Annotated in this window: 15 protein-coding genes and 1 tRNA gene; 11 read left to right on the top strand and 5 right to left on the bottom strand. The window is 57.6% G+C overall.

Features of this window, described 5'->3' with window-relative positions; all coding sequences use genetic code 11:
* Window positions 1-65 precede the first annotated feature (65 nt).
* The 5 genes from M7439_RS00830 (at window position 66) to M7439_RS00810 (ending at window position 4,806) form a co-directional block, all read left to right on the top strand.
* The gene (locus tag M7439_RS00830) at window positions 66-236 is read left to right on the top strand and encodes a hypothetical protein (protein WP_298347476.1); all 171 of its coding nucleotides are present in this window, start codon (window positions 66-68) and stop codon (window positions 234-236) included.
* On the top strand, window positions 223-573 hold the full coding sequence (mftB, locus tag M7439_RS00825) for a mycofactocin biosynthesis chaperone MftB (RefSeq protein WP_298347475.1): 351 nt from the start codon (window positions 223-225) through the stop codon (window positions 571-573). Before M7439_RS00830 ends, mftB begins: the two co-directional genes overlap by 14 nt.
* 20 nt (window positions 574-593) lie before the next feature.
* Window positions 594-1,736: a mycofactocin radical SAM maturase gene (mftC, locus tag M7439_RS00820; RefSeq protein WP_298347474.1), complete on the top strand. Its 1,143-nt coding sequence runs from the start codon at window positions 594-596 to the stop codon at window positions 1,734-1,736.
* A gap of 88 nt (window positions 1,737-1,824) precedes the next feature.
* Window positions 1,825-3,510, top strand: coding sequence for a diguanylate cyclase (locus M7439_RS00815; RefSeq protein ID WP_298347473.1), 1,686 nt, complete (start codon window positions 1,825-1,827; stop codon window positions 3,508-3,510).
* 36 nt (window positions 3,511-3,546) lie between these two features.
* Window positions 3,547-4,806 carry an aspartate aminotransferase family protein gene (locus M7439_RS00810; RefSeq protein ID WP_298347472.1) on the top strand — a complete coding sequence of 420 codons (1,260 nt, stop codon included), beginning with the start codon at window positions 3,547-3,549 and terminating at the stop codon, window positions 4,804-4,806.
* Between the two features lie 88 nt (window positions 4,807-4,894).
* On the opposite strand, the gene M7439_RS00805 is transcribed toward M7439_RS00810, so the two are convergent.
* From M7439_RS00805 to M7439_RS00795, 3 genes are all read right to left on the bottom strand, one after another.
* On the bottom strand, window positions 4,895-5,677 hold the full coding sequence (locus M7439_RS00805; RefSeq protein WP_298347471.1) for an SDR family oxidoreductase: 783 nt from the start codon (window positions 5,675-5,677) through the stop codon (window positions 4,895-4,897).
* Window positions 5,674-6,387, bottom strand: coding sequence for a mycofactocin biosynthesis peptidyl-dipeptidase MftE (gene mftE / locus M7439_RS00800; RefSeq protein ID WP_298347470.1), 714 nt, complete (start codon window positions 6,385-6,387; stop codon window positions 5,674-5,676). Before mftE ends, M7439_RS00805 begins: the two co-directional genes overlap by 4 nt.
* Window positions 6,388-6,727: 340 nt before the next feature.
* A complete protein-coding gene (locus M7439_RS00795) occupies window positions 6,728-7,705 on the bottom strand; it encodes a GGDEF domain-containing protein (protein WP_298347469.1) in 978 nt (325 codons plus the stop codon).
* A gap of 455 nt (window positions 7,706-8,160) precedes the next feature.
* Between M7439_RS00795 and M7439_RS00790 the strand changes: the two genes are divergently transcribed.
* From M7439_RS00790 to M7439_RS00770, 5 genes are all read left to right on the top strand, one after another.
* Entirely contained in the window at window positions 8,161-8,676 is a 516-nt protein-coding gene (locus tag M7439_RS00790; protein ID WP_298347468.1) for a histidine phosphatase family protein, read from the top strand.
* A 64-nt stretch (window positions 8,677-8,740) separates the two neighbouring features.
* Window positions 8,741-10,111, top strand: a complete 1,371-nt coding sequence (gene xseA, locus M7439_RS00785; RefSeq protein WP_298347467.1) for an exodeoxyribonuclease VII large subunit — start codon at window positions 8,741-8,743, stop codon at window positions 10,109-10,111.
* Window positions 10,108-10,356, top strand: coding sequence for a hypothetical protein (locus tag M7439_RS00780; RefSeq protein WP_298347466.1), 249 nt, complete (start codon window positions 10,108-10,110; stop codon window positions 10,354-10,356). Before xseA ends, M7439_RS00780 begins: the two co-directional genes overlap by 4 nt.
* A gap of 278 nt (window positions 10,357-10,634) precedes the next feature.
* Window positions 10,635-10,706, top strand: a tRNA-Arg gene (locus M7439_RS00775).
* A 150-nt stretch (window positions 10,707-10,856) separates the two neighbouring features.
* Window positions 10,857-11,852: an NAD-dependent epimerase/dehydratase family protein gene (locus tag M7439_RS00770; RefSeq protein WP_298347465.1), complete on the top strand. Its 996-nt coding sequence runs from the start codon at window positions 10,857-10,859 to the stop codon at window positions 11,850-11,852.
* 69 nt (window positions 11,853-11,921) lie between these two features.
* Here the strand turns inward: M7439_RS00770 and M7439_RS00765 are convergent, their stop codons facing one another.
* Both M7439_RS00765 and M7439_RS00760 read right to left on the bottom strand, forming a co-directional pair.
* On the bottom strand, window positions 11,922-13,742 hold the full coding sequence (locus tag M7439_RS00765; RefSeq protein ID WP_298347464.1) for an ABC-F family ATP-binding cassette domain-containing protein: 1,821 nt from the start codon (window positions 13,740-13,742) through the stop codon (window positions 11,922-11,924).
* Window positions 13,743-14,316: 574 nt separating this feature from the next.
* Window positions 14,317-15,774: an APC family permease gene (locus M7439_RS00760; RefSeq protein ID WP_298347463.1), complete on the bottom strand. Its 1,458-nt coding sequence runs from the start codon at window positions 15,772-15,774 to the stop codon at window positions 14,317-14,319.
* 327 nt (window positions 15,775-16,101) lie between these two features.
* Between M7439_RS00760 and M7439_RS00755 the strand changes: the two genes are divergently transcribed.
* Complete coding sequence (locus M7439_RS00755) at window positions 16,102-17,583, top strand: MFS transporter (protein ID WP_298347462.1); 1,482 nt, start codon at window positions 16,102-16,104, stop codon at window positions 17,581-17,583.
* Window positions 17,584-17,675: the final 92 nt, after the last annotated feature.

Here is a 17,675-nt window from a genome sequence, read left to right as displayed (position 1 = left end):
CATGCGAATGGATCCATTCGCGCGAGTGTGTTGGAACAGCGAGACCAAGATGAGGGGAGCGAAGTATGGTCGAGGAGAGGAACGTCGGATCGTCCGAGTCTGAGGCAGTGTCGACGGCAGTGCCCGAGGCCGAGCTGGCCCGCAGGCAGTCGGAGCCCCAAGTTGATGGAGGTGCGGACGAGCCGGTTATCGTCGTAGAGATCATCGATATCGATGGGATCTGTGGCGTCTACTGACCCCGATGCAGGGGAGGGGAAGACACCCGTGCAGTCCGATGCATTAGGCGAGTTGCGGTGGCGGTGGTCGCCGTCTGTGCAGGTGCGTCCAGAGCGATTCGGCGCGATCGCCTATCACCGCAGTGAGCAGCGACTGATCCTCTTGCAGTCGGCAACGGCGGCACACCTTCCTGAGCTGCTTGTTGGCCGTGCGTCGGCGATCATAGAACTCGCACCACTTGACTTGACGGAGGGTCAGGTCGAAGAGGTACTACTCCAACTACGGATGGCCGGCGTCGTGGAGTCCTTGGAGGAGGACGATGAGCCCCGGTACTTGACGGACGCTGAGGTGCCGTGAGCAGTGTCCGTGAATCGTTGATGGGAGGCCTATCATCTCCACTCTGTCTCACTTGGGAGTTGACGTGGGCATGTAACCTCTCATGTCGACATTGCCTTTCGTCATCAGGGAGACCTGACCCTGGCGAGCTGGATTTTGAAGCATGTCGAGATGTGTTAGATGATCTGCACGCAATGGGCGTCTTCTACCTCAATATCGGCGGTGGAGAACCGATGTTGCATCCGAGTTTTTTTGAGATCATCGAGTATGCGGATGCTGTTGGTCTTGGTGTGAAGTTCTCGACCAATGGTACTCGTTTGAATCAGGAGGCTGCTCGCAGGATTGCGAAGTTGCAGTACTGTAACGTTCAGGTCTCGGTTGACGGAGCGACGGCTTCAGTCAATGACGCGATTCGGGGGGTCGGTAGCTTTGACCGTGCGATATGGGCACTTGAGAACCTTGCGAAAGCTGGTGTGCAAGGTACCAAACTTTCCGTTGTGGTCACCAAGGGCTCGATCATTCAACTCGATGCACTCCAGGCGCTTGGGACGCGCTTTGGTGCGCAGCTTCGACTGACGCGTCTTCGGCCATCGGGGAGAGCTCAGGATTGTTATGAGGAGTTGGCGCTCGATGATGGCGAACAGCGCCTCCTCTACGACTATCTTCTTCGACACCCTGAGATCCAGACGGCGGACTCCTTTTTCCATCTGAACCCTTTGGGGACCTCCCTGCCCGGCCTCAATTTCTGCGGGGCCGGTAGGGTGGTCTGTTTGATCGATCCGGTGGGTGACGTCTACGCTTGCCCTTTTACGATTCACCCTGATTTCCGTGCTGGTTCACTGCGTAATGATCGATTGATGACCATATGGCGTGATGCACCACTGTTTCGAGAGCTTCGTGCCGAGGCGCCAGCCGAGGGATGTCGAAGCTGTACAGCGTATGCGCGTTGCCATGGCGGGTGTTTGGCGGCAAAGTTCTTTACCGGGAGGTCGTTGGCTGGGGCTGACCCATCCTGTGTCCGCTCTGTCACGAATCCTGTGATGCTTCCCACGCCACGACGCCTCCTCGATCACACGCGTCGTACCAAGCGAGGTGATACCGAGGTTCGCGAAGACGCTCTGTTACCCCATCATCGCCAGCATGCCAATGTCACGTCACTCGTAGGTCTCGATGAAGAGCCATAATCGATGGTGTCTGAGGCTCGGTGTAGGAAAGCTTGTGGTCTGATTCAAGCGAAGTGTTGTTTTGCCCGATTGTACACCGAGGGAACTGATGAAAATGCATGTAGTGACGGATGAGCTCTCAGATATCGAGAGAAGATTGCAAAAGGTACTTAGTGTTGCCCGGGATCTGAGCGTGACCACCGATCGTAATGAACTCTTACGCAAAATTACGCAGACGACCTGCGAGGTTCTGGGATTTGGGTCCACCTCTGTCGCGATTCTCGAAGGTGACGGACGTTTTCGCATCAAGGCGATGACAAGTATCCGTGGCGACCTGAAGATGGAGGATTTTCACGACTACTCGATGCCTCTGGGAGAGCTGGAGGAGCTTCTTGGGGTGGCACACCGGATCGGTGAGATCTACTGGGTGGAAGGTTCGGAGCCGTTACTTGAGACGTTAGTGGAGCGTGGCTCGGTGGTCGCAACGGAGCCATCGGTGCCCGGCGGTCAGTGGCAGTCGCGTTCGCTGTTGATCGCTCCACTCTACCGGCCGCCTGCTGAGATTTTTGGTGTGGTCTTCCCTGATGATCCACTCGATGGGAGAGTGCCAACGCTGGAGCGTTCTATTCTTATCGCGACGCTAGCGCACTTTGCTTCGCTCGCCATTCAACTACACGAGAATCGCAGCTACGCGGATGCGCAGCTGCGGATTCTGACTGCACAACGAGAGCGGTTGAGTGAGCTCTTCCGCGCGAGTAATGATGTTCAGCGTGCGGGTCAACTGGAGGAGATTTTGCAGACGACAGCGGACGCAGTCACCTCGGCTGGTGGTTTTCGCCGTTCGGCCATCTATCTGCGCAGTGACGACAACCTAGAGCTGCGGGTGACCTCTGGGATCGAACAGGATGAGCGAGCGCGACTCAATGAGAGCGGTCCGATCGAACTCAGCCGCTTTGCCGAGATTATGCAACCGCAAATGCGGCTGTCACGATCCTACCTCTTCGATCACCGCAAGTATCCATTGCCCGATCAACTAGGTCGCCAACTCTCGATACCTGATCGGCCGCATGTGGAGGAGGGAGGCGATCTTTGGGATCCTAGAGACTCACTGACGATTCCTATCATCGAATCTGGGCAACTCCTGGGGGTGATTTCGGCCGACGAGCCAGGCGATGGACGGTTCCCAGACCTTGAACAGGTTCAGGCCCTGGAGTTCTTTGCGGACCAGGCAGGTATTGCCGTGTCACAGATGATGCAGTACGATCTCTTGCGAGAGCTTGCAGAGACTGATCCACTAACGGGATTGATGAACCGTAGGAGCTTTTGGTCGCTCGCTGAGCGACTCGTGGTCAATGCTCGCGGTGGCGGTTTTGAGATGGCAGCCATGTTCATTGACCTTGACCACTTCAAAGTGGTCAACGATCGCTTCGGGCATTCGATCGGTGACCTCGTCATCAAGGAGGCTGCGCTCAATATTCAAAATCGGCTACGCACGCAAGATGTCGTCGCGCGATTTGGCGGCGAGGAGTTTGTCGTCTTCTTGACTGGCGTTGACCAGGTTCAGGCACTGAGCCTCGCTGAGTCCCTCCGGATGGTGCTCGCGTCGGTCTCGGTGCCCAATACGGAGGATGCGATCACCGCCTCGATTGGTGTGGCGGTAGCCTCTCCCACAGTGCGTCGATTCTCCCCCAGGGGGCTCATCGAGGAGCTGCTGCGTATGGCGGACTCCGCTCTCTACGACGCTAAGGCGCGGGGGCGAAACCGGGTCCAGCTCGGAGGAGTTCTAGACTCCTAAGCATCTGGCCACACGCTAGCGACGCGAGGAGAACCTATGAGCAACTACTGGCATCCTTTTGGACAACTTTATCAGGCGAGTCATGACCCGGTCATCTTTGATCATGGTGAAGGCGTCTACGTCTATGACGAGGCTGGAAGACGCTACCTTGATGGTACTGCAGCACTTTGGTACGCCAACATTGGCCACGGCCGAACTGAGATAGCCGATGCCATCTATGCACAGGCAAAGAAACTTGCTGGCTACTCGACTTTTGGCAACTTCTCGAATCGACCAGCGGAGGAGCTCGCTACTTTTCTCTCTGAGCGGGCGCCGATGAAGGATGCACAGATTTTCTTTGTGCAAGGTGGGGGTGATGCCGTCGAGACGGCGATTAAGTTGGCACGCCGTTATCAGTTTGAACTTGGCCATCCGGAGAGAACAGCCATTATTTCTCGGGTGAATGGTTATCACGGAACGTGGGGTTTTGGGACGTCGGTCGGAGGTATCGATGCCAACCGCCAGGGGTTTGGCGAGCTGATACCGGACACCTATCGGGTTCCCTACGATGAGGTTGAGGCGGTTGAGGCGGAGATCGTTCGCCTCGGCGAGGAGCACGTCGCGGCGGTGATCGCCGAGCCAGTCATCGGTGCTGGCGGAGTATATCCTCCTCCACCCGGTTATTTCACCTCGTTGAGGGAGATCTGTGATCGACACGGGGTGCTCTTGATCGCGGACTCCGTCATCTGCGGATTCGGAAGATTGGGGAGCTGGTTTGGAGTCGAGCGCTTTGAGATCTCCCCTGACCTTATCACCTTCGCCAAAGGGGTAACGAGTGGATATTTACCGCTTGGTGGCGTCGTTGTTGCCGAGCATGTCGCCGCACCTTTTGCTCGCAAGGACTCTCCTGTATTTCGACATGGTCCCACCTATGGTGGGCATCCCACTTGCACGGCGGCTGGGATGAGGAATTGTCAGATACTTGAGGAGGAGGGAATCCTGGAGCGGGGTGCGCTGCTTGAGGGTACGCTACTAGCGAGCCTGCGGCCTGCGCTGCAATTCCCCTCCATCTCCGAGGTACGCGGTGGTGTGGGTCTACTGGCGGCCGTGGAGGTAGCTCCTCAGGTGCGCTCCAAAGATACCTCAGCGGTTGATCGATTGGCAGGCATTGTCCGCCGGAATGGTCTCATCACCCGGGTGTTGGGTCAGGGTCTCGCCTTCTCGCCGCCGCTGATCATTGAGCCGGGGCAGTTAGAGGAGTTGGGCCAGATTGTCATGACCTCCCTTGCGGAGTGGGAGTCCTCCCTGTCCAGTTGAGCCATGATAGTACCCGGTGGATTCCGCGCGCAAAGCTGGTTTCGGACTTATCGTGCTCGGTGATTCCCTTGTTCTGGGTTGGCAGCCGTCAACCCAGAAAGCCGCGGTCGACAGTGACGGTGGCGGCGTTAATACCGCTCGTGGGGTGAGTGGCGAGGAAGGCCACGACGCTGGCGATGTCGTCGGGTGTGTTGAGTGTGGGCTCGAGTTGTTGGGCCAGGAATTCGGTTGGGGATGCCAGATTGTAGACCGCAGCGGTGGCCTGAAGAAGAGCGGTATCCGTCGAACCAGGGGCGACCATATTGATATGAACGCCTTTTGGTAGCTCCTCACGAGCGAGGGCTGCGAGGAATCCGTGGACGGCATGTTTTGCTCCACAGTAGTGCCCGAGTTGAGGAAGTCCGCGTAGTCCTGCAGCTGAGGTGATCGCAATGAAAACGCCCTGGGTGGCCCGCAACGATGGCATCGTGGCCATGGCGAGGTAGACGACCCCCCAATAGTCGACAGCAAAGATCTCGTGGGCCTGTTCTGGGTCCAACTCGAGCGATGAAGTTGATCCGGCAAGGACACCAGCACATGCCACCACGACTTGGGCTGGACCAAAGGTGCGTGCCAATCGCTCAACAAGGGCTGTGAGTTGGGCTGATTCGCGTACATCGCAGGGTTCTGGTTGGATGTGCTCTCGCTTGATGGCCTCAAGATCGTGCAAGGACGAGAGGGGGTAAGGCATGCTCGATGTTCTTGGAGCGTCAACCGCAACGACATAAAAGCCTGAGGAGGCCAGTGCCTGCACCGTCGCTAGTCCGATCCCACGTGCGCCGCCGGTGACGATGGCGAGTGGACGCCCTTGATCGCTGAGGGTTCCGATCACTGGCTTACCTGATCGAAGGTTCGGACGAGGTCAGCGGCCAAAGCGGCTAGGATCGCCAGACCTTCTTCGCGGTTCGCGCCGGCCGGATCACCGAGGACGCCGCTCGAACTTACCCCGCGGATACCATCGCTCGCCAAGATAGATCCTACCGACGAGAGGGAGCCATTGTACCCGTGCACTGCTTGGTTGAGATGCACGAGATCTGGACGCAGTGCGAGCATGACGGAGGTCTCCGTGCGACCGGCATGGGCGTCTGGCTCCCAGATCCCCCTGGCGTCGGCGGGTAGTTCCCACTGAGCGGCCGCCTCCACCAGTACATGGGTTCTTGGTATCCAGAAGGGTTGGCTCGCTGTCAAGAATGCTGGTAAGTTACCTCCGTGGGCACTTACGAATAGTGTTCGGGATTGGATAGGGTCATTCGTTGTGAGCACCTTCAGCAAGGAAGCGAGGAGATTGGTGCCCATCGAGAAGGTCCCTTGGAAAGACGAGTGTTCGTCCGATGCTGCGAACGGTAGTGGCGGTGCAAGGAGGAGTCGGTCTCCCCGAAGACGACAAAGCTCCTCGATGAGTGCTGTGGTGATGTGTGAGTCAGTTCCGATGGGAAGATGGGGACCGTGCTGTTCGATGGAGCCAATCGGGATGACGAGAACCCGATTACGAATACGTTCCTCGAACTCGGGTCGTGTGAGATCGGCAATTGTGGTCGTCATCGGCAACACCCCCTTGATAACGAGAGTAGACGAGGTGCGAGAGCTATCGGCTATGGATAGCTACGAGCGCAGCCAACGTGTGGCGAGCGAGCTCGCGGCTTGCTGTGACATTGAATACTCGTTGCGCTTGTTGAAGAAGCGTCATCGTTAGGGCCTCGGATCTGATTGCGGGTGGACTTGGCTGGAACATAGCAGATGGACTTGGCTGCACTCGCGTAGCTCATCGCTTGTGATGCTCGAAGGCACTCCCCTGAAGGATGGCTCGCGTCACATGCACAATGGGGTAGTTGAGTCGCGGTCAGGCTGAAAGCAGTACCTGGTAGTTGCCTATCGAGTGCGGCTAGGCTGGCGGCGGTAAACAGCCTCCGAGCCCACCACGTCTGCGCCGCTTGTCCTCGTACATCAGTTTGTCTACTTGTTGTAGTGCATCGCCGAGTGGAAGGTTGTGGCACTCTACTAGGCCCACGGAGACGGCGGGAGAGACTTGTCGAACACGGTCGATGATTGAGGCTCCATCTTGGAGACCCAAGTGAAGACAACAGAACTCATCACCACCGATTCGATAGACCGAATCCTCCTTCTTCAGGGCTCCGCGGAGGACATCAGCAAAGGCTAGGAGCGTATCGTCTCCCTGGACATGACCGTGCGTGTCGTTGATCTGCTTTAGGTTGTCCAGATCCCACAGTGAGAGAAACATCGTCAAACCCCGCTTCCTGGCAGTGGTTTGGAAGGCGAGGTACCCCTGCTCCATCGCACGTCGGTTGCCAAGTCCGGTGAGTGGATCGGTCATGGCATGGCGGCTCCACTGGTCATGTGACCGAATCAACTCTGCGATCACCACACGGATCGCAGTTCCGGCGGCAGCTCCAAGGGCTAGAGCAATGAGAGTTGGTATGTTGGGGATCAAATGGCTGGACAATACTGCGAGGCTTGCGCCCAAAGCGATGCTGGCAATGATCGGGCCACCATAGACGCCAAGCGCAAAAATACCGACGGTTGCAAAGATCGTCAATGCCGGTCGCCATTCGGATGGCGTCAGTACGGTTATCACTGCAGTGGCTGGTAGGACGAGCTGTGCAAGGGCTGTGAAGTAATTGATGCCCACATGGATGAGGATGGCTGCACGAGGAATTCGATGGCGAAGCAGAAAGAGGATGACCAGTGAGAGACCAAAAGTCACGACAGCAAGCCGCAGTGCCCAAGCTCCGAAATAGAGCGCGGGAATCATCGACGGGATGAGCACTAGCGTGACTCGCCAATACAGTTGCTGCAGACGGGCCCACGACGTGGTCACAGCGCCGGTATGTCCACCTATCATCTCATCGCCACCCATGCAAGAATGAGAATAACGGACTAATGCTCACGCTGCGTCTGGGTACGAGCACCAATTCATATGTTTTACCGAGACCTGGACCTTCTTGGCGGTTGTCTCCTTATAGGTCTATGTCGTGTCGCAGGTACGCCGCGACAGCTGCCATGATATCAGCCGTGATATCAGCCGTGATATCAGCCGTTGTGTGAGTAGGGCATGCTATCTCCGTTCGATGGCTGGGCGAGGGAAGGAGGTTCTCGCGCATGCTTGGCATGACAATTGTGACTAGCCCCACGGCGTCACTGAGCCCAGGTTTGGATGCACACTTGCGCTAGCATAGACTCGGATTGGTGCATGCGGCGTGAGTTGGTAGCAGCTGCCGGGCACATTGACGAGGGTTTGCATTGGCTAAGGACGGACGCAGTGCACATGCGTAGCGGCTCACGGACAGGGAGGTTTCAATGGCAGCAGTTCTCCTGAGGCATGCGAAGGCGCGTACAAGCGCCGGAGATGGTGGCGATCTGGCGCGAACACTCGATCGTGAGGGAATGGAGCAAGCCATCGTGTTGGCGAGTGTCCTGACTGAGGTGCTTGCCCATGATATGCCGCTTCGCATTATCACTAGCCCTGCACTACGGTGTGAAGCGACGGTTGCTCCTCTGGGTGAACGCTTTGGGGTGGCGTGCGAAGAGGATTCGCGGCTCGTAGAGCGTGCCTCTGACGAGGAGCTCGCCGAACTTGCAGATCTTGCCCATGCGGCAGCTGGTTCGTTCGTGTTGTGCGGGCATGCACCTTCACTTGGTCGCCTCGCCCGGCTCATGCTCAGTTCCCAAGCGATGAGCATTGCGCCGAGCGAGCTCCAACTCGGATTAGCGTCGTTTCTTCGCTTTGATTTTGCCGTCGGCTCTGGCCGCCGTCTGACCTCGCTGGCTCGCTATGGAGCCCCTCACTATCGGCACGTCGACCTGATCGGTTGAGTGCTTGCAGGCTGTCAGCTGGTCGCCCGTCGGTGGTGCACGGAGGGCGCTAAGCTCAAGAGGCGTGAGTCTCGAACCGGTCCCTGTTTTTTCAGTCGCGAATCTCTGGGAGATGATTGAAGGAAGCCTTGAACCACTGATGACGAGCCGCTTCCGGCTAAAAGGGACGTTGCAGGATGTTTCGTTGCGCCGTCATCTCTACTGTGCGCTGACTGATCATACTATTGGCACAATGGCGGCGAAAATCAATACGGTTATTTTTGCCAACGATCTCGGCCGGATTCGACAAGAACTCAAAAATCGTGGATTGGGTGAGCTCGAGAGCGATGTGGAAGTGGTCGCTATCGGTCGTTTGAGTACCTATCGTCCTGCTGGCCGGGTCAGTTTCGTGGTCGAACAACTCGATTACGATGAGATGAAGCGGCTTGGAAGGCTCGACGTGGAGCGACTGCGATCTGCCCTCATCGAGGAGGGTATTTTCGAGCTCAACAAGGGGCGTGAACTCGCCGCCGTGCCGTTAGCGATTGGTATCGTCACCTCCGAGGCAGGCACGGTGCAGCACGATTTCACCCGGGTCCTCGCGCGAAGCGGCTTTCACTTCTCTTGGCGGCTCTATCCAACGCGGGTGACTGGTACGCAAGCCGCTGACGAAATGGCGGCGATGATACGACGAGCTGATACTGAGGACAACGATCTGATTGTCCTTCTTCGGGGAGGCGGCGCGGAGAGTGAGCTCGCGCTATTCAATACCGAGCTGGTGGTTCGCGCAGTGGTCAGTGCGGTGACTCCGGTCTGGTGTGCCATCGGCCATGCGGCCGATGAAGTCTTGGTCAACGAAGTGGCGCACCGAGCGCTTGATGTCCCTCAAAGCGTGGCCACCGCGCTGGTGGAAAGGGTCGAGCGATATCTATCGGATATGGGAGAACTTGTTGAACGAACAATCGAGCTGGTCGGTGCCCGATTGCGTGAGGAAGCGTCACGCCGTCAGACGATGGCTTCGCGAGTGATTGGATCTTGTCATGCGGGACTGACCCAACTTCGGGTCAGCCAGGCCGAGGAGTTGGCACTACTGCATCGGCTTGCTGAAGGGCGTTGCCGCCGGGAGCTGGAGGAGACAAGACATGCGACACAGGGCCTACGTTCAGCCCTGCAGCTTCGCCTGGCTCATGAGCGCCCGCGTCTATTGAATCCGGTAGCTGTTGTGCGAGCAGTGCACCAGCATCTTGATGCCGAGGTTCGTGGTATGAGCGAGCGGCATGCCATGCTGGATCATCGTGATCCACTGAGCCAACTGCGCCTAGGGTATGCAATACTCCAAGATAGCGCAGGACGGTGGCTCACCTCAGCGGCGGAGTTGCGTGGTGAAAAGTTGGTGAGAGCTATCATGGCTGACGGTGTGGTGGCGATGAGAAGCGAGGGAGACGTTCGAGAGTGAGCGAAGTTGATTGGTTTCATATCGGCGACGAAGAATTCCGACAAGCGTTAGTGAATGCAAGCTTTGAGGAGTTGCGTGATGAGAGTCAGGCGGTGATTGATCGACTTGCCGGTAGCGAGTTCGGTCTTGATCAGCTCGCGGTGGTCGTACGAAGAGTTCGAGCGATGCTCGATGAATGTGATCGCCGGATCGGCGCGGTGGAGCATGAGATTGCAGAACTCGATAGTGCGGGTACCGATCGCTAAAGGAGCGTCTCCGGTGGACGAGAGGCGCGCTGACATCGATGGAGTAGCTTCACGCTAGCGTCATAAGTCTTCGTCTAGCCCAATGATCTCAGGGCGTTGTACTCTTCCAGATCTGTTCGCTGATTCGTGCCGAGAGGCTTGGTCAGATAGAGGGGGTATGCGTGATGGCCAAGACGCCACGGCATGACGTTAGGTGGCGTTCCCGCTGAGGAGGACGGTTGGTGGTGGCCACGCAAATAACGTCGCGACACATTCGTTAGACTAGGCTAGGTGGCCATGCCCCCGTAGCTCAGGGGATAGAGCAGTGGTTTCCTAAACCATGTGCGCAGGTTCGAATCCTGCCGGGGGCACTCATCGACCCGTGGGTTCCTTGCTCGCCCCGTGGGTAAGGTCTTGTGCCGCAGATAGGGATCAGCGATTGCTGTCTCGGCCAAGGTTTCACGTTGTTCGAGCCGGTGGGTTAATGGTTCGCTAGACCCACTGTTCACTAGGATCAGAGCATGAGAATACTTGTGATCGGTGGAACGCAGTTTATTGGAAGGCACGTAACCGAGGAACTGTTACGAAGAGGCGATGAGGTCACGCTTTTCCACCGTGGAAAGACGAACCCTGAACTGTTTCCAGAGGTAACACACATTCGCGGGGATCGGAATAGTGACCTGGGAGGCCTTGCTGTGGGTGAGTGGGATGCTACCATCGACACTTCGGCCTATTTCCCGCGACAGGTGCGTGCGCTCGGCGCTGCGTTGGGTACGCGTGGCGGTACCTATCTACAGGTCTCATCGATTGCTGCCTATGCTGGCCCGGTGGCACCTGGGTACACCGAGGATACGCCGTTGGGCGACTTGGTCGATCCAGATGTCGAGGAGGTGACAGCGTCCACCTATGGAGGACTCAAGGCACTCTGTGAGCGAGTGGCGAAAGAGAGCTTTCCTGAGGCACCCCTCACTTTCGTGCGACCAACCTATGTGGTCGGCCCCTATGACCCAACGTATCGTTTCACCTGGTGGGTGGAGACGATCGCAAGAGGTGGCACTCTCTTGGTTCCAGGACCGATGGATAACCCGTTTCAAGTGATCGATGTTCGTGATTTGGCGGAGTTCATGGTGACGCTGGTTCACACGCAGACCGCTGGGGTTTATCATACGGTGAGCCCCTTGGCCCCCTTGGACTTTGCGGGCTTCTTGACGAGTGTACGTGACACCATCGTCCCAGAGGGCGGGGTTGAGTTTCTATGGGTTGAGCCCGCACTCCTCAACGAGGTTGGGGTTACCGAGCAGGCCTTTCCACTGTGGGAGGGTCTCAGCCCCGAGCGGTGGAGAAGTGCCGCCGTTCCTGATCGTGCGTATCGGGCTGGGCTCAAACCTAGATCACTCGAAGCGACGATCACCGATACTCACGCATGGGCGCTCCAGGCAGGCTACGTTCCTTCATCGAGTGAGGGTTTTGGACTGTCTGCGTCCCAGTACCAACAACTGCGCGCCCGTCTCGCGTAAGCAATCGTGCACAGAACGGCTGCAGTGGTCATCGCGTGTACATCCGATGGGTGATGGTCGGTGGGGCGCTCAGTCCTCATCGTATTCGGCAGTAAGGGCGAGCCATTGATCCTCAGCGTCGTCGAGCTCGGATTGACAACGAGCGAGATCGGTACCGAGCTTTGCGAGTACTTCGTGATCGGTCTGCTCTTGGAAGGCGAGGGTGAGTTGATCTCGTTCTCGGGCGAGGCGTTCGATGAGCGATTCCAGTTTCCGCAGTTGAAAACGGATGGTGCTCGGAGACTTCCTCGATGTAACAGCGGAGCGTGGTGGTGGTGTTGCCTCGCTAGCTCGCCCACGTTGGGAGGCGTTGTCGCTAGTTCCGCGAGTATAGCGTAGTGACGTCTCAGCGATCCAGGCCGTGAGTCCGCCAGGAACTTCGCTGACTCGTCCTGGCAAGCAGGCCACAATACGGTCGGTCACTCGGTCGAGGAAGATGCGATCGTGACTCACGGCGACGAGCGCCCCGGGCCAGTCTTCGAGGTAGTCTTCGAGCGCCCGCAGTGTGTCGAGATCGAGATCGTTCGTAGGCTCGTCAAGAAGCAGAACGTTCGGACGGGTTGCGAGGACAGTGAGGAGCTGTAGACGGCGACGCTCACCCCCCGAAAGTGTGCCGACGGTTGCCCAGGGGAGTTCACCAGTGAACCAGAACCGCTCCATGAGGTGAATATCTGCTGGGTCTCCAGGCACTCGATGTGGGCCGGCGACGACATCACGCACCCGCGCGTTCGGATCGAGATCGGGACCTTGTTGGGCGTAGTAGCCAATGCGTACGGTGGTGCCGACTTCAATCCGTCCTTGCGTAGGGTGACGCAGCCCGGCGAGCATCTCGAGGAGAGTTGTCTTTCCCGCGCCGTTCGATCCGACGATGCCGAGGCGCTCCCGTGGGGCAAGACTCATCGTGACGTCGCTAAGGGTCGGGGATTGATCATTGGGGTATTGATAGCTAGCAGCCACGACCTCGAGCACTTTGTTGCCTAAGCGAGGTGTACCAAAGGTGAGATCGATGTCACCAGGGCGAGCAGCTTGTGGGGGAAGAGTATCGATCAGCTGTCGTGCGGCATCGATCCTGGCCTGCGGCTTACGGGTTCGCGCCTTAGCACCGCGCCGTAACCATGCCAGTTCATGGCGCGCGAGGTTCCGGCGCACCGCGTCGGCCGCCTCCGCCTGGGCGTCGCGTTGAGCTCCAGCCGCGAGGTAGCCAGCGTAACCACCATTGTGTACGTAGGCTTTTCCTCGATCCAACTCGAGCATGCGGTTGGTGACTCGATCGAGCAGATAGCGATCATGACTGACCAAAATGACCCCACCGGAAAATCGAGAAAGCCACGTCTCTAACCACGTGATGGCCGCCAAATCAAGGTGATTCGTTGGCTCGTCCAAGATCAAGAGATCTCCAGGTCGGCAGAGGGCGCGGGCGAGAGCAACCCGTTTTTTCTGTCCTCCGGAGAGGCCGGAGATGTTGCGATCGATGGCGTTGATCATATCGAGACGATCGAGCACTGCCTCACCCTCCCATCCAGCTCCAACCACCTCTCGCACCGTGACATCGGGTAGGTTATCCTCCTGATCGAGGAGGGAGATGCGCACCCCCTTGCCTCTGCGTACTTCACCGGCCTCCGGGGTCTGCTCCCCCGCAAGGACTCGTAAGAGCGTGGATTTTCCAGTTCCATTGATGCCTACTACACCCAGACGGTCTCCGTCGGAGACGGTGATCGACAGATCGGCAAAGAGCACTCGATCAGAGCGCGTCACAGTGATAGTAGCGGCATCAACGAGAATAGTCACGACTTCACGGTAGAGGGTGTAGGGCCAAGACAGGTTCGTGGTGGAGCGAGGATCCGCAGCCACCGAACGCGTAGAGGTGCGAGCGGTAGACCGTCAGTGCCGTCGGCGAGGAGGAGACGAGTACCTTCTTTCCGTCGCTGAGCGACCAGGGATGTTGCACTCATCTCTCCCAGCGTAGTTGGCCACTGACGCTGTAGCTCGGCGAACGAGCGCTTCCTTGCTCGTGCAGAAGCACTGGTTGCCCACTCTTGCGTCATCAGACGGTCTCCCTCGGTCTGGTCTCATCGGCGCTCCTCCCGCGACGGGGGCCAAGCGTTTGACGTCTACGTCCTCTCCAGCTCTTCGATGCTGGGTAGTTCAATAGGATCATTGGGTCTTCCACCGTAGCCAGTAGGGTGCTGTGCTCGAGTGGATTGCGGTGGACGAGCTATGGATCGTGGAGATGTTCTCCACCCTTGGATTGCGGTCACCGCGATAGCCGTGGCGTCGATCCCCGAGGGGTTCGTGACAGTCCGACGTCGGTAGGTCACGCATCCCCTTGACCGATGCGAACCAGGTGCACTAACGTCTCGCGTCATGGTCGTTGGGTTTGCCCACGCGTGTGCTGCTTGACATTCTTGCACGGGGTTAGATCCAGTTATTGCTCACGGGTGGTAGCTGGGATCGGAGGTGCGTCGTCGCCGTGGAAGACGTAGGCACCTTTGACGCGACGCAAGGTAACGAGCACGAAGACGACACCAGCGAGGAGCAGCACTACGAGCGTTTGGTCAATGCCTGCTCCAATCGCTTTTGGTCCGTAGATAAAGAAGGCCACGAGGAGCGCACCCATGACGGTACCTGAGAAGATGGCGCCGATGAGGAGCCAACGATGTTGGTGCGGTTGGAACTGGACATCGGGTAGTTTTTTATGCCCGACGGTGAGAAAAATAATTGCCGTCATGATGTCAAAGAAGAATTCGGCCAGGAGGAAGAACCCAGCCGCCGAGAGCACCAAGTTGAAGAAGCTACCCAACGAGGAGACAAACAGTTGTACTGCGACGACGACCAAGGTCAAGCCCAGTACTGCAACGGTAGCGATATGCGGTACGTGGCGCTTACTCAACTTGCCAAACGCCTGCGGAATCAATTGCTCACGCCCCATGGAGTAGAGGGCTCGCGTCAGGATGTAGGTGGTGAGCCAAAGGCCGCCCGCTGTTGAGGCGAGGATGGGGACGAGGATCACCCAGTGCGCCGATGGGAGCACGCGTTGCGCCCAGAGCGCAAGAGGGTCCGAGTCATTCGGCGCTGCCAACATCTTCATCGGTGTTTCAGAGAACATCAAGGGGTAGAGGATCGCATAGAACACCAGTGCTAGGAACGCACCGATTACGCCGCTGATACCAGGATCCTTGCGAGGCTTCTCCGACTCTTCTGCGGCATAGGAGTCGATCTCCCATCCGTCGAGTACAGTCGCGGCGACTACCGCTACGACCAGCATGCCGCCGACTGGAATGGCGCCAAAATGGATGCCCACCGAGGTGGCGTGTAAGCGAGCGAGCCCGAGAATTCCGAAGCCGAGAAGTGATATCATCTCAAGCACAAAGAACGCCTTAGTGATCTGCGCGGTTGGCTTTGAACCGAGGAGCAGGGGGACGGCCGCAAACATGATCCAGAAGATGGTTACCAGGATGGTCACGATGTTGCTCGGGTGATAGTGGGGAGCTACGAGTGCGAGGGTGTACGTCGCTGCCGGAATCGCTATCGGAGGAATGGAGAAGAAATAGGCAAGGATGAGGATCCAGGCTTGGTACTGGGAGACCCTGCGACCCATCACTCGTGAGGACCAGTGATAGGAGGCACCGGAGTTTGGGAAGTGGCGATTGAGCAACCGAAAGACGAAGGATGAGACGACGAAGGGGATAGCCAGGATGGCGATGGCTGGTAGGGCCCACCATCCGGCATCCGCTGCCATGACGCCTCCTGTGGCCGCCACGGAGAAGACGGGTCCAATACTAGAGATGGAGAGCGGAAAGAGGTCAAAGAGTCCGAAGACCTGACGCATCTTGCGCGGTGACGCTTGGGGGTGTGAGTCCGAGGGGGTTAGCTGGTCGCTCATGCCTTCACTTTCTGGTAGCTCATCTTTGATGATCATGGGTGACAGTTCAACATTAGTTGCGAACTGTTTGCAATACTTCCCTATTCCCGGTGCGTGAGAATTTTCCTGATTACTCGTGTCTCGGTTGACGTACTGGTGTCTTTGGCGAGTGCTGAGGGAGGTTACGCACCACGGATTCCGGAGTTGTCGCCTCTGGTGCGCGGACGCGTCGAGAGGCTGCATCTCGTTATTGGGGGGAAGGAATGAGGTGTGCTTTCGGTTGTAGGATCCTGATATACCGCTGTCCCGGTCAGCGAAGACGGTCGATTCACCAGAGAGGAACGTGGCATGGCTGAGGAGATGAGAGCAAGGGACACACGGAGCGGACTTGCGCTTTTGGTGATCGTCATTGGCGTACTGATTACAGCGGTCGATACCACGATCGTTGTCCTGGCGCTCCCTGAGATCCAACGGAGTTTGCACGTCGGCCTTGCCTCCATTATCTGGGTGATCATCGGTTACCTCTTGGTCATCACCTTGCTCGCCACACAGCTCGGGCGTCTCGGTGACATGTTTGGGCGGGTCCGGATGTATGAGCTAGGGTTTTTTGTCTTTATCGTCGGATCCTTACTCTGTGCACTTGCTTGGAATGAGGCTTCCATCATCGGCTTCCGACTGCTCCAGGGAGTGGGAGGTGCTTTGGTGGCTGCGAATTCTGGTGCGGTGATCGCCGATACCTTCCCTCCGGAGCAACGGGGGAGAGCCTATGGATATAACGCGATCGGTTGGAATATCGGGGCCGTCCTCGGAGTCCTGCTCGGTGGTCTGATTGTCACCTACTTCTCATGGAGATGGATCTTTTGGATTAACGTGCCGATTGGGCTAGTGGCTTTGGCCATTGCGGTCAAGGTGCTCCATGACCATGGAGAGCGGGAAAAGCGTCGACTCGACTATCTAGGCACGGTGACTCTTGGATTGGGTCTCTTCGGTATCCTCTGGGGACTCACGAAGCTGACGAGCGAATCGTTGAATGCGTCGATCATTGCGTTCGTGGTAGCTGGGCTTCTTCTTCTGGGGGTTTTCGCCTTTGTGGAAGTACATCAGAAAGAACCGATGCTCAATCTGTCCCTGTTTAGGGTGCCGACGATGTCACCCACGCTGCTGGCGGCGCTCTTTCAAGGGCTCGCAAGCTTTTCAGTTCTCTACCTTTTGCTCATGTATCTACAGGGGGTGAGGGGATACACTCCGCTGCACGCGTCTCTCCTGCTGCTTCCGGGGTACGTGGTTGGTGGGGTAGTCGGTCCCATTGGTGGTCGGTTAGCTGACCGCTACGGCGCAGTCTGGCCAGCGACGATTGGATTACTCGTGCAGATGCTGGCCTTGGTGATCTATGCGCAGTTGGGGACCGGTTCAGCGATCTGGATACTTTCGGGCGCTTACGTGATTGGGGCGATAGGCTCAGGTGGCTTCTATCCGGCCAACAATGCCGCCGTGATGAAGGCCGCACCTGCTGGTAGCTTTGGTATCGCTTCAGGGATGCTTCGGACTTTTGCCAACATTGGAATGGTCTTTTCCTTCGCCGCTGCCATCGTCGTGGCGTCAGGTACGATCTCGAAAAACCAGGCATTCGCTATTTTTGTTGGAACTGCAAAGCTCAGCGCACACATTGGCGCCGAGTTCACCGCTGGCATTCATGACGCCTTTTACCTCTCGGTAGCGTTGATGGCCATCGCCGCCGTGTTCTCTGCCACCAACTTAAAACAGCACTTCACCAGCCTAAATGCCAATCCCCCAAATTTCCTCCCCAAAACCGTCACCCCCACCGAGTAGAGCACACTAGATTTATCTATCCCATGTGGTTGTCACCTCTACCAAGAGAACGACTTCCACCGCTGGGAATGAGGAACTGACAACCTCTGCAC

This window comes from Ferrimicrobium sp. (genome assembly GCF_027319265.1).
Lineage (GTDB): Bacteria > Actinomycetota > Acidimicrobiia > Acidimicrobiales > Acidimicrobiaceae > Ferrimicrobium.
The sequence above is the reverse complement of the archived record's forward strand: the minus strand, read 5'-3'. Positions and strand labels throughout refer to the sequence as shown.